The following is a 12,914-nucleotide window of genomic DNA, read 5'->3' on the forward strand; positions in this document are numbered from 1 at the left end:
TTCCGTGGTACCTCGATTAGAGGTACAACGAAACGAGGTAGCGATGGATCATCGGAAGTCGCTGGTGCGCCTGGCCGTGCCGAACTACGTGGCGCTGCTCTCCGGCGTGCTCACCGGCATCGTCGACGTCGCCTGGGTGGCCCGGCTCGGCCCGGCACCGGTCGCCGCGGTCGCTGTCGCCACCGGCGTGGAGAACGCGCTGCTCGGCATCGTTCTGCTGATCAACGGTGGGGTGACAGTGCGGCTCGCCGCCGCGCACGGGACCGGCGACCGGCTCGCCGCCCGGTCCGTGATCCGCGCCGGCTGGTCGCTGTACGCGCTGATCACCCCGCTGGTGGTGGCCGCCGGGCTGGCGCTGCGTCAGCCGCTCGCCGGCGCCTTCCTCGACGATCCCGCGGCGGCCCGGCTGGCCGCCGGCTACCTCACCGTGCTCTTCCCGGGCGTGGCGATCTTCTACGCGCAGCAGGTCGTCGACGCGATCTTCGCCGGTCGTGGCGACACCCGCACCCCGATGCGCCTGGCCCTGGTCGCCAACACCCTGATCCTGGTCATCGACCCGCTGCTGATCTACGGAACCGGCCCGCTCCCGGCCCTCGGCGTCACCGGCGCCGCCCTGGCCACCGTCCTCGGGCGGATCGCCGCCCTGCTCACCGGCCTGTTCCTGCTGCGCCGGTCGGGGAGAAGCCCCGGGCCCGGCCGGGGCGGTGCGGTGGGCGCGGTACTGCGGACCGGCGCGCCGATCGCCGGAGACTTCCTGGTACGCATGAGCGGCTCGCTGGCCCTGCTCGCCGTCGTCGGCCACTCCGGCGTCGCCGCCGTGGCGGCCTACGGCATCGGCCTGAAGGTCCTCTACTTCGCCACCATGGCCTTCTACGCCATCCGCAACGCCGCCACCATCCATGCCCCGCGCACGCTGGCCGTCCATCCGGAACAGCGCCCCGCCATCGGCCGCCAGGTCCTCGCCCTCGCCCTGCTCACCGGTGCCGCCGCGAGTGCCCTCTTCGCGCTGCTCGCCCCGCTGATCATGCGAGGGTTCACCGGCGATCACGAGGTCGTCGCGGTCGGGGTGCTCTTCCTGCGCTGTGTCGGCGGCTATCTGACGCCGATCGCCGCGGTCATCGCGGTGGCCGGGTTCCTGATGGCTGCCGGCCGGGGGCCCGCGCTCTTCGCCGTGACCGTGGCCGGCACCGCCACCCAGACGGCCCTGGCCTGGTGGCTGCCCACCCGTCTGAACCTGCCCGGCGTCTGGCTCGCGATGTCGCTGGCCGCCGTGCTGCAGCTGGCCCTGGTGCTGTGGCTGGCCCAGCCCTTGCCGGCCACCCGCGGCCGTCCACAGCCCGGTGTGGACACTTCGCCCCCCGGGAAAGATCGTCGCGCCTCTCCGCGCCGTTAGCGGAGTTGGCTGGTCGTCGGTTGCGCTCGACGCCGGTCACGTGGCATCCCGGGCCGGGGGTGCCGCTGGTCGCGGTCGCGGCCGCCGGTGCCGTTCGCTGGTGAAGCGGCCGATGCGGACGCGCTGCCGGTAGCGGTCCGCGCGCCGCTCCAGGCCGCGGTCCGCTTTCCGGTACGCCCGCAGCACCCGTCCGGGCAACCAGCCGCGCCCCGTCAAGATCAGTCCCAGCTGGTCCTGACAGTGGTATCCGGCGCGCTGACACCACCGTGAGCGCCAGCCCCGAGACCCGGGCTGGTTGTGGCGGTGGTCTGCGGGCTGGTGATACCACCGTGGGTGCCAGCCCCGGGGTCTGGGCTGGTTGTGGCGGTGGTCTGCGGGCTGGTGATACCACCGTGGGTGCCAGCCCCGGGGTCTGGGCTGGTTGTGGCGGTGGTCTCCGGGCTCCTGACACCACCGTGGGTGCCAGCCCGGGATGCTGGGCTGGTCGTGACGGTGGTGTTGGGACCGGGAGCGCCGGCGTCCAGGAGTGCGGGACGGTCAGGGGAGTTCGATCTCGGTGGTCTGGCGGGGATCGTCGAGGGCGTGTGCGGCGGTCACCGTGTACCGGCCCGGGATGGTCTGCCAGCCGTCGGACCAGACCTGGAAAGCGCGTTCCGCCAGGGGAATCCGGACCGTGACCGTCTCGCCGGGGGCGGCCTGGACCGAAGCGAAACCGGCCAGCCACTGCCGTGGACGCTCGACCGGGCACGGCGCCGACGAGGAGAGGTAGATCTGCACCACCTCGCGGCCGGTGCGTTCACCGGTGTTGGTCACTGTCACGATCGCCGCGTCCGGAGACGCCTTCACCGCGGTGTACGCCCAGGTCGTGTAGCCGAGCCCGGAACCGAATGCGTAGCGCGGCCGCTCCGTCCAGCCCCGGTAGCCGATGAAGACGCCCTCGTCGTACGAAAGGGTCCCGTCCTTCGGCTCGACGGCGAGCACCGGGCAGTCCTCCGCGCGCCGCGGCCAGGTGGTCGGCAGCCGGCCGCCGGGCTCCTCGGCACCGGTCAGCACCGCCGCGAGGGCCGCGCCCGCCTCCTGCCCGGGGAACCAGGTGAGCAGCACCGCCGCCACCTCGTCGGCCCAGGGCAGCAGCACCGGCGAGCCGGCGTTGACCACCACGACGGTCCGCGGGTTGGCCGCCGCGACCCGGCTCACCAGCTCGTCCTGCCGGCCGGGCAGCGCGAGCGTCGTGCGGTCGAAGCCCTCCGACTCGACCTGCTCGGTGGTGCCGACCACCACCACTGCCACGTCCGAGCGGGCGGCCAGCGCGACGGCCTCGGCGATCAGGCCGTCCTCGTCCGGGCCGGGCGGCCGGTGGCCGAGCGTGGTACCGGCCGAGTGCGCCGTCCCCGGCTCGAAGCTCTGCCGCATCGTGACCGCGACCGGCTCGCCGGCCGGCAGGGTGACGGCGAACCGCTGCTCGCGCGGGTGCAGCAGCAGGTCGGCGCGGCCGGTGCCGGGCGGGTGCAGGGAGCCCTGGTAGAGCTTCCGGTCGCCCACGGTCAGCTGGAACGTGCCGAACCCGGAGACCGCGAAGACGTGCTCGCCGCCGGCGGCCGGGGTGTAGGTGGTGGTCAGCTCCAGAAAGCTGATCTCCTCGACGGCCAGGCCGCCGGGCGGGTCACCGAGCCAGCGGACCGTGGCGGCCGGCACCTCGAACCGGTACGCCCCGATGTCGATCCGGAACGGCGACCAGCCGGGGCCCTGGGCCGCCGGCAGGAACGGGCGGGGGTCGGCGCCGACGGCGTAGGAGACGTCCGGGAACACCTGCCGGATCCCGTCCAGCGGCGAGATCACGTGCGGCGGGGCCACCTGGGCGCTGCCGCCGCCGAGCACCCGGGCGTCCTGGGCGAGCGCGCCGATGACGGCGATGTGCCCGGAGTTCCCGGGGCTCAACGGCAGCAGCCCCTCATTGCGGGTCAACACGAAGGAACGGGCCGCGACGCGAAACGCCACCGCGTCACCGTCCGCGGCACCGGGAGCGGCCGCGGAGCCGGAGCCGGAGCCGGCGCCGGGACCGGGAGCGGCCGCGGAGCCGGCGCCGGGACCGGCGAGCCGGCCAGGGGTGGACGTCGCGGGGGACAGCACGCCGACTCGCTCGGCCAGCCGCAGCACCCGCCGTACCTTGTCGTCGATCACCTCGATCGGCACGGACCCGGACCGGACCGCCTCCGCGAGTCGCGCTCCCCAGGGGTTGTCCATCGCCGGCATGGCGATGTCCAGGCCGCCGAGGGCGGCCCCGACCGTCTCCCGGGCGGCCCGCCAGTCGGAGACCACCACCCCGTCGAAGCCCCACTCCCGCTTCAGGATCTCCTCCTGGATGCGGCCGTTCCGCGCCATCGGCGCGCCGTTGACCCCGTTGTACGCGCTCATCACGCCCCACCCGCCGGCCCGCACCACCCGCTCGAACGGCGCCAGGTAGAGCTCGCGCAGCGCCCGTTCCGGAATCCGCACGTCGACGGTCATCCGGTCGGTCTCGAAGTCGTTCCCGACCAGGTGCTTCACCGTGGTCCCGACCCCGTGCTCCTGCACGCCGCGCACGAACCCGGCGGCGATCTCCCCGGTGAGCAGCGGATCCTCCGAGTAGCACTCGAAGTGCCTGCCGTTCAGCGGGGTGCGGTGCAGGTTGACCGTCGGGCCGAGCACCACGTGCACGCCCTTGCGCCGGGCCTCCCGGCCGAGCAGCCGGCCCGCCTCGGCGGCCAGCTCCGGATCCCAGGACGCGGCCAGCGCGGTCGGGCTGGGCAGGGCGACCGACGGGTCCTCCGGTGCCCAGCCGGTGCCCCGGACCCCGATCGGGCCGTCCGACATGACGAGCGAGCGCAGGCCGACGCGCGGGATCGCCGGGAGCGACCAGAAGTCCTGCCCGGTCAGCAGGGACACCTTCTCGGCCAGCGACAACTGGCCGATCAGGTGATCAATGTCGGTCATCTGAGAGCGCTCCCCACGAGGAAAACGGAATTCCGGGACCCATTCAAGCCCACTCGCGGCCCGCATAAGATCCGACGGGTGGACAACTCCTGCCTGTTCTGCCGCATCGTCGCCGGCGAGATCCCGGCCACCGTGGTGCACCGCACCGACACCACAGTGGCCTTCCGCGACATCGATCCGAAGGCCCCGACCCACGTCCTGGTGATCCCGGTCGAGCACCACGCCGACGTGGTGGCGCTGGCCACCGCGAACCCGTCGGCCGCCGCCGACGTGCTGGCCGTCGCGGCAGCCGTGGCCGAGGCCGAGGGCCTGACCGGCGACGGATTCCGGGTCATCTTCAACACCGGCCGGCACGGCGGCCAGGAGGTCTTCCACGTGCACGCGCACGTCGTCGGCGGGGCGCCGCTCGGCCCGATGCTCGCCGGCAACTGACGTGCCGTACACCCGGTACCAGCGGGCCGTCCGCAAGGCGCAGGCGGACGGCCGGATCCCGGCGCTCAGCGTCGCCCTGGTCCGCGCCGACCGCGAGCCGTGGCTGCTCACCGTCGGTGAGTCGGGCAACCCGGAGCACCCGCTCGGCCCGGACAGCCGGTTCCGGATCGGCTCGGTCACCAAGTCCTTCACCGCGGTGATGGTGATGCAGGCCCGCGACGACGGGCTGCTGGACCTGGACGAGCCGGTCGCCCGCTACCTCGACGTGCCGGCGCACGGCGACGCCACGATCCGCCGGCTGCTCTCGCACACCGCCGGGTACCAGCGGGAGCCGTACGGCGACGTGTGGGACACGCTGATCACCCCGGACGCCGGGCGGATGCTGGCCGAGCTGGACCGGGCCGAGCGGGTGCTGCCGAACGCCCGGCGCTTCCACTACTCCAACCTGGGCCTGGCCGTTCTCGGTCACCTGGTCGCCAAGCTGCGCGGCGGCACCTGGGCCGAGATCCTCACCGAGCGGATCCTGGCCCCGCTCGGTCTGCGGCACACCACCGTCGAGCGGCCGGCCGAGGCGGTGGTCGGTTACCTGGTCGACGCGTACTCCGACGCGGCCCGCCCGGAGCCGGCCTTCGACCTGGGCGGTGTCGCCCCGGCCGCGCAGCTGTGGAGCACCGCGGCGGACATGGCGACGTGGGGCGCCTTCCTGGCGGACCCGGCGCCGGGCGTGCTGGATCCGGCCACCGTCGAGGAGATGCGCTGGCCGGTCACCACCACCGACGAGTCGCTCTGGGCGGCCGGGTTCGGTCTCGGCCTGATCCTCTGCCCGGACGGCAAGCGGGCGGTGCACGTCGGGCACGACGGCGCCATGCCCGGTTTCCTGGCCGGCGTCTACGGCCGGCGCGGCGGCGAGGGCAACCCGGGCGGCCTGGGCTGTGCCGTGCTCGGCTCGTCGGGTACCGCCGGCGAGGTCAACGAGCTGGTCCACGAGCTGCTGCGGCTCGCCGTCGAGATCGATCCGGCGGAGATCCGGCCGTGGCGGCCGGCCGCTCCGGCGCCCCAGCCGTACCGGTCGGTGCTGGGCCGCTGGTGGAGCGAGGGCTCGGAGTACATCTTCGGCTGGCACGACGGGCGGTTGCAGGCCCGGGTGGCCGACGCGCCGGCGGGCCGGCCACCGGCGATCTTCCGGCCGCTGCCGGATCAGGCCGACGTCCTGCGGACGATCTCCGGGCGGGAGACCGGCGAGCTGCTCCGCCTGCACCGGGACGACTCCGGCACGGTGGTCCGGATGCACTGGGCGACCTACCGCTTCACCCGGGGACAGGAGGCCTTCGACGGCGGACTCGCCTCGGACGGCCCGTTCGGGGTGCCGGGCGGGTGATCCGCGGAACGGACTGCCGATAATGGCATCGGCGGGCGAGCGGGTGAGCGGATAGGATGGCACGATCCTTGAGCACGCCGCCCCGTCCGGGGACGACGCAGAGTATGAGAGCAGGTGGCGGAGGCCCCAGGGCCGCCCTATGACCGGTACGCCGAACCCTTCCAGCACGGGCTCGTCCAGCCCGGTGCGGGCGCAGACCAAGATCTCGGTGTCCGACCCGAAGATCATGGTGAACCTGCTCGGCGCCAAGGACGAGATCCTCCGCCTCATCGAGCGCACGGTGAGCAGTGATGTGCACGTGCGCGGCAACGAGATCACCATCACCGGCGAGCCGGCGGACAACGCCACCGCCGAGCGGATCTTCTCCGAGCTCATCGAGCTCATCGAGAAGGGTGAGACGCTCAGCGTGGACGCCGTCCGCCGCACCCTGCGGATGCTCGAGGAGAACACCTCGGAGCGCCCGGCCGAGGTGCTGACGCTCAACATCCTGTCCCGGCGGGGCCGCACCATCCGGCCCAAGACACTGGGCCAGAAACGCTACGTCGACGCCATCGACGAGAACACCATCGTCTTCGGCATCGGCCCCGCCGGTACCGGCAAGACGTACCTGGCGATGGCCAAGGCCGTGCAGGCGCTGCAGGCCAAGCAGATCAACCGGATCATCCTCACCCGCCCCGCGGTGGAGGCCGGCGAGCGGCTGGGCTTTCTGCCCGGCACCCTCACCGAGAAGATCGATCCCTATCTGCGCCCGCTCTACGACGCGCTGCACGACATGCTCGACCCGGAGTCCATCCCGCGCCTGATGGCCGCCGGCACGATCGAGGTCGCCCCGCTGGCCTACATGCGCGGCCGGACGCTGAACGACGCGTTCATCATCCTGGACGAGGCGCAGAACACCACGCCCGAGCAGATGAAGATGTTCCTGACCCGGCTCGGATTCGGTGCCAAGATCGTGGTGACCGGTGACGTCACCCAGGTCGACCTGCCCGGTGGCACCACCAGCGGGCTCAAGGTGGTCCGGGAGATCCTGCGCGACGTCGAGGACGTGCACTTCGCCGAGCTGTCCAGTTCCGACGTGGTGCGGCACCGGCTGGTCGCCGAGATCGTGGACGCGTACGCGCGGTTCGACGCCGCGCAGGAGCAGCAGCAGGCAGCAAATTCCGTTCATGCCGTGCCGGGCCGGGCCGCCAACGGCCGGGCCCCGCGCCGGCGCTGATTCGCAAGGGGTAATCGCACCACTATGTCCATCGAGATCGCCAACGAGTCGGGAGTCGAGGTCGACACCGACGCGATCCTCGCGGTTGCCCGGCACGCCCTCGACGAGATGGGGGTCAACCCCCTCGCCGAGCTGTCCATCCTGCTCGTCGACATCGACTACATGGCCGAGCTGAACCATCGCTGGATGGGCAGTGACGGGCCCACCGACGTGCTCGCCTTCCCGATGGACGAGGGCAGCGTCGACCACGGGCCCGGCGAGTCCGGCGCCGGTGAGCCGGCCCTGCTGGGTGACATCGTGCTGGCCCCCGAGGTGGCCGCCAAGCAGGCGGCAGCGGCCGGGCACACGCCCGCCGACGAGCTGCACCTGCTCACCGTGCACGGCGCGCTGCACCTGCTCGGCTACGACCACGCCGAGCCGGAGGAGGAGCGGGAGATGTTCGCCCTGCAGGCGAAGCTGCTGCAGAGCTGGCGTGCCGGACGCAAAGCCGGCTGACAGTGGATCCCGCCTCGGCCGGCCTGCCGGACCTGCAACTGATCATCTTCGCGGTCGGCCTGGTCCTGCTGGCCGGTCTCGCCTCGATGACCGACGCGGCACTGGCCACGGTCTCCACCGCCCGGGCCGCCGAGCTGGACCGGGAGGGCCAGCGGGGTGCCGGCGCGCTGACGGCTGTCGCCTCCGACGTGGTCCGCTACGTCAACCTGCTGCTCCTGCTCCGGCTGCTCTGCGAGCTGACCGCTACCACCCTGGTGGCGCTGGTCGCGGTGGACACCTGGGGGGTCGGCTGGTCGGCCGCGCTGATCACCGCCGGGGCGATGACCCTGGTCAGCTTCGTGGTGGTCGGCGTGGCGCCGCGCACGGTGGGCCGCCAGCACGCGTACGCGGTGGGTCGTGCCGCGGCGCCGCTGGTCCGCTGGCTGGGCCGGGTGCTCAACCCGCTCGCCTCGCTGCTGATCCTGATCGGTAACGCGGTGACACCGGGCAGGGGCTTCCCGGAGGGCCCGTTCGGCAGCCAGGTGGAGCTGCGCGAGCTGGTCGACCTGGCCGAGCAGCGGGGTGTGGTCGAGCACGGCGAGCGCGAGATGATCCATTCGGTGTTCGCGCTGGGCGACACCATCGCCCGCGAGGTGATGGTGCCGCGCACCGAGATGGTCTGGATCGAGGCGCCGAAAACCCTGCAGCAGGCGCTCTACCTCTTCCTGCGCTCGGGTTTCTCGCGGATCCCGGTGATCGGCGAGAGCGTCGACGACGTGCTGGGCGTGCTCTACCTCAAGGACGTGATCCGGCGCACGCAGAACGGCGACCCGGCGGCGGCCGCGCAGGCGGTGGCCGACGCGATGCGCCCGGCGACCTTCGTGCCGGAGTCGAAACCGGTCGACGACCTGCTCTCCGAGATGCAGGCGGCGCGCAACCACCTGGTGGTCGTCGTCGACGAGTACGGTGGCACCGCCGGCCTGGTCACCATCGAGGACATCCTCGAGGAGATCGTCGGCGAGATCACCGACGAGTACGACGTGGAACGTCCCCCGATCGAGCATCTGGCCGACGGCGCGGTGCGGGTCACCGCGCGCCTGCCGATCGAGGATCTGGGTGAGGTGTTCGGCGTGGAACTGCCCACCGACGAGGTGGAGACGGTCGGCGGCCTGCTGGCGCAGACGCTGGGCCGGGTGCCGATCCCGGGGGCCGCCGCCGACGTGGAGGGCCTGCACCTGATCGCCGAGGGCACCACCGGCCGGCGGAACCGGATCGACTCGGTGCTGGTGCGCCGGGTGCCGGAGCCGTCCCCCGACGAGAACGACGAGAACGTTGCCGAGAACGAGGAAAGACTGCCCGCCGATGCCTGACCAGACGTTTGCCGCCATCGCCGTGCCCCCCGTGGCCGGCCCCGAGTTGAGCGCCGAGGACGCCAAGCTGGTCACCCTGGCCCGCTCGTCCCGCGCCCGGGTGGGTGCGGCCGAGGGCGCCGCGGTCCGTGACCAGGACGGCCGCACCTACGCGGCCGCCTCGGTGACCCTGCCGAGCCTGACGGTGACCGCCCTGCAACTGGCCGTGGCCCAGGCCGCGGCCTCCGGCGCCACCACGATCGAGGCGGCCGCTGTGGTCACCGGGAGCGACGAGCTGGACGGTGCCGGTCACGCGGCCGTGCGTGATCTCGCCGCGGACGCCCCGGTGCACGTCGCGGGCCCGTCGGGCAAGCTGCTCGGCACGGTCACGGCATGACCGACGAGCAGCGCAAGCCGGACGAGCGCCGCCTCACCGCGGGGGAGCGCAACGAGCTGCGGCGCCAGGAGCGCCGGGCGGCTCGCCGGGCCGAGCAACAGGGCGCGGACCAGCGGGGACGCAAGGCGGGCGGCGCGCGGGGCGGTGCGTCGGGGGAGCGGGGCGCGGCCACCGGGTCCGGTTCCGGGTCGCGCTCGGCGCGAGGCGGCGGCTCTTTCGGTACGCGTGGCGAGCGCCCGACCGGTTCTTCCGGTACCCGTGGCGAGCGCCCCACCGGCGAGCCTGGTGAGCGTCGCGTGACGCCCGGCGGCACGGGTCGCGGCGTCGCGGCGGGGCGGCCCGGTGGGCGTACCGAAAAGGTGCACGCGCGCGCCGACGGCCGTACCGAAAAGAAGGCGGCGCCCAGTGAGCCGCGGCCGCAGCGTCGTCACAGGCACAAGGCGGCGTCGTCGGACCGCAGGGACGACGGGGTGTATCGCGCCGGTTTCGCGTGTTTCGTCGGGCGGCCGAACGCCGGCAAGTCGACACTGACCAACGCGATCGTCGGGCAGAAGATCGCGATCACCTCGAACAAGCCGCAGACCACCCGGCACGTGATCCGTGGCATCCTGCACCGGCCGGACTCGCAGCTGGTGCTGGTCGACACGCCGGGTCTGCACCGGCCCCGGACGCTGCTCGGCGAGCGGCTCAACGACCTGGTCCGCGAGGTGTGGAGCGAGGTCGACGTGATCGGGGTGTGCTTCCCGGCGGACGAGCCGGTGGGGCGCGGTGACCGGTTCATCTCGGCCGAGGTCGGCGAGCTCAAAGCCAAGATCATCGCGGTGGTGACCAAGGTGGACCTGGTCGACCCGGCGACGCTGGCGCAGCGGCTGCTCCAGGTGGCCGAGCTCTACGACTTCGCGGAGATCATCCCGGTCAGCGCGGTGTCCGGGCACCAGGTGGAGAACCTGACCGACGCGATGGTGCGCCTGATGCCGGAATCGCCGCAGCTGTACCCGGACGACGTGCTGACCGACGAGCCGGAGCAGGTGCTGATCGGTGAGCTGATCCGGGAGGCGGCGCTGGAGGGCGTGCGCGACGAGCTGCCACACTCGATTGCGGTGCTGGTCGAGGAGATGATGGTCGAGGGCAACCTGACCAAGATCTACGCGGATCTCTACGTGGAGCGGGACAGCCAGAAGTCGATCGTGATCGGGACCCGTGGGGCGCGGCTGAAGGAGGTCGGCTCGCGGGCGCGCGGGGAGATCGAGCAGTTGCTGGGGAAAAAGGTCTATCTCGATCTTCACGTGCGGGTGGCCAAGGAGTGGCAGCGGGATCCGAAGCAGCTTCGCAAGCTCGGCTTCTAGCTAGATAAGTAGACATTTCCTGACTATGGGATAGTTCACTGGGATTTGCGCTATTCGGCCCATTGCGGGTAACACCGTTGGCCATGCGCAACCGGTATCTGGACCTGCTCCGCGCGATCGCCACCGTCCGGGTGGTGGTCTATCACCTGACCGGCTGGACCGCGCTGACCATCGTCTTCCCGGCGATGTCGGTGATGTTCGCGCTGGCCGGGTCGCTGATGGCGGCGTCGCTCGACCGGTTCGGAACCTGGGCGGTGGAGCGGCGGCTGCGCCGGCTGCTGCCCTCACTCTGGTTGCTGACCCTGGTGATCGCGGTGCCGGCGATGCTGCTCGGCGGTACCCCGTTCGACGTACACCTGCTGCTCTGGGGTTTCCCGCTGGTCGACCCGGAGGCCACCGGCTGGTGGATGGCGGCGCTCAGCCACGCCTGGTACCTGCGCGACTTCCTCTGGTTCGTGCTGCTCTCGCCGCTGGCGCTGCCGCTCTTCCGGCGTGCGCCGCTGGTCGCGGTGCTGATTCCGTACGCCGGCCTGGTGGTCCTGGAGCTGACCGGCGTCCGGGTGGTCACCGTGGTGCGCGACCTCGCGCTGTACGGCGGGGCGTGGCTGCTCGGCTTCGCCCACCACGACGGGCACCTGCGGCGGATCCCGCGCAAGCGCCTCGCCGGGCTGGCCGCCGGGCTGGCCCTGCCCGGGATCGCCTGGGTGGTCACCCACCCCGGCCCGCGCGGGTACGACCTGAACGACATCCCGATCGGCAACGCCCTCTGGTCCGCGGCGTTCGTCCTGGTCGCGCTCGGCTGCTCGCCGATGGTCCGGGAGCACCGGGTGCTGACCGTGCTCAACTCCCGGGCGCTGAGCATCTACCTGTGGCACATCCCGATCGTGGTGGCGGTCACCCAGTTCGGTGAGCGGCACGAACTGCCGCTCACCGGGCCGGTCGGGCTGACCTGGCGGCTGATCGTGGTGTGCGCGCTGCTGGCGGTGGCGCTGGCCCTGGTCGGCTGGGTGGAGGACGTGGCTGCCGGGCGGCGGCCGGCGCTGCTGCCGGGCCGTCGTCTCCCGGTACCGGTCTCCCCGGCGCCGGCCGCCGGACTACCGGACGCCGACGGTCAGGTCGCCGCTGCGCGTGCGTAGGTCCAGCACGTTCGCCGATCTCGGGTCGTTGGTGACGCCGTGGATGTCCGCGTCGCCGGAGCCGGTGTGCTGGGTGATCCGGTAACTCCCGGTCGGCACCAGCAGCATCAGGTCGCCGCTGCTCACCTCGGCGGTCACCGAGGCCGGGCTGGTCAGCTCCAGGTCGAGGTCGCCGGAGGTGACCCGGGCGTCCACCGGGCCGGTGATCTCCCGGGCCGCGATGTTGCCCGAGGTGGCCTCGACGGTGACGCCGGCCGCGCGAGTGATGTCCATGTCCCCGGAGGTGGCCTTGACCCGCACCGGGCCGGTGGCGCCGTCGACCCGGACGTCGCCGGAGGTGAGGGTGACGTCCACGGCCCCGACGTCGGTCAGCGACAGGTCCCCCGAGTTGACCTTGCCGCGCACCTTGACCCCGGTGGGTGCCCGCACCTCGTAGGAGATCCGGCAGTCGAGACCGCAACTGGTCGGCAGGGTCAGGGTGGTACCGGAGAGCGCGTACGTCGTGCTCGAGCCGTTGCCGCCGCGGACCACCCGCTTGATCGTGGTCTCGGTGACGTTCCCAGTGGTCACCAGCACGTCGCCGCTGCCACCGTCGAGCACGATGTCGGTGACCTTGACCTTCTCGGTGTCGTTGAACGTCATCGTGGCGCCCACCACGCCGTCGCAGCCGGCCAGGGCGGCGACCGAGGCGGCGGCGAGAACAAGGGTGGCAACTCTGCGGCTCATGCTGTGCCTTCCTTCGGCATGCCCGGCTGGCCCTCGCCAGCGAGACCGCTGTTCGGTCCCGGTGGCTGCCACTCGGTGCAGTCGGTCATGCCGT

General features: G+C 72.5%; 11 protein-coding genes. 9 read left to right on the forward strand and 2 right to left on the reverse strand.

Annotated elements, in window-relative coordinates:
• Nucleotides 1-43 precede the first annotated feature (43 nt).
• Nucleotides 44-1,393, forward strand: a complete 1,350-nt coding sequence (locus Actob_RS06455; protein WP_284919136.1) for an MATE family efflux transporter — start codon at nt 44-46, stop codon at nt 1,391-1,393.
• Between the two features lie 537 nt (nt 1,394-1,930).
• Here the strand turns inward: Actob_RS06455 and Actob_RS06460 are convergent.
• On the reverse strand, nt 1,931-4,366 hold the full coding sequence (locus Actob_RS06460) for a beta-glucosidase family protein (protein ID WP_284919137.1): 2,436 nt from the start codon (nt 4,364-4,366) through the stop codon (nt 1,931-1,933).
• Between the two features lie 78 nt (nt 4,367-4,444).
• On the opposite strand from Actob_RS06460, the gene Actob_RS06465 reads away from it, so the two are divergent.
• From Actob_RS06465 to Actob_RS06500, 8 genes are all read left to right on the forward strand, one after another.
• Nucleotides 4,445-4,798: an HIT domain-containing protein gene (locus tag Actob_RS06465; RefSeq protein ID WP_284919138.1), complete on the forward strand. Its 354-nt coding sequence runs from the start codon at nt 4,445-4,447 to the stop codon at nt 4,796-4,798.
• Between the two features lies 1 nt (nt 4,799).
• On the forward strand, nt 4,800-6,176 hold the full coding sequence (locus tag Actob_RS06470; RefSeq protein ID WP_284919139.1) for a serine hydrolase domain-containing protein: 1,377 nt from the start codon (nt 4,800-4,802) through the stop codon (nt 6,174-6,176).
• 139 nt (nt 6,177-6,315) lie between these two features.
• Complete coding sequence (locus Actob_RS06475) at nt 6,316-7,392, forward strand: PhoH family protein (RefSeq protein ID WP_284919140.1); 1,077 nt, start codon at nt 6,316-6,318, stop codon at nt 7,390-7,392.
• A 24-nt stretch (nt 7,393-7,416) separates the two neighbouring features.
• Entirely contained in the window at nt 7,417-7,887 is a 471-nt protein-coding gene (ybeY, locus tag Actob_RS06480; RefSeq protein ID WP_284919141.1) for an rRNA maturation RNase YbeY, read from the forward strand.
• Complete coding sequence (locus tag Actob_RS06485) at nt 7,884-9,236, forward strand: hemolysin family protein (protein WP_407653690.1); 1,353 nt, start codon at nt 7,884-7,886, stop codon at nt 9,234-9,236. The genes ybeY and Actob_RS06485 overlap by 4 nt, the downstream gene beginning before the upstream one ends.
• Nucleotides 9,229-9,612, forward strand: coding sequence for a cytidine deaminase (locus Actob_RS06490; protein ID WP_284919143.1), 384 nt, complete (start codon nt 9,229-9,231; stop codon nt 9,610-9,612). The genes Actob_RS06485 and Actob_RS06490 overlap by 8 nt, the downstream gene beginning before the upstream one ends.
• Nucleotides 9,613-10,082: 470 nt before the next feature.
• Nucleotides 10,083-10,958, forward strand: a complete 876-nt coding sequence (gene era / locus Actob_RS06495) for a GTPase Era (RefSeq protein ID WP_284922248.1) — start codon at nt 10,083-10,085, stop codon at nt 10,956-10,958.
• An 83-nt stretch (nt 10,959-11,041) separates the two neighbouring features.
• Nucleotides 11,042-12,094, forward strand: coding sequence for an acyltransferase family protein (locus tag Actob_RS06500; protein WP_284919144.1), 1,053 nt, complete (start codon nt 11,042-11,044; stop codon nt 12,092-12,094).
• Here the strand turns inward: Actob_RS06500 and Actob_RS06505 are convergent.
• On the reverse strand, nt 12,053-12,820 hold the full coding sequence (locus Actob_RS06505; protein ID WP_284919145.1) for a DUF4097 family beta strand repeat-containing protein: 768 nt from the start codon (nt 12,818-12,820) through the stop codon (nt 12,053-12,055). The genes Actob_RS06500 and Actob_RS06505 overlap by 42 nt on opposite strands.
• Nucleotides 12,821-12,914 lie beyond the last annotated feature (94 nt).

The organism is Actinoplanes oblitus (assembly GCF_030252345.1).
Lineage (GTDB): Bacteria > Actinomycetota > Actinomycetes > Mycobacteriales > Micromonosporaceae > Actinoplanes > Actinoplanes oblitus.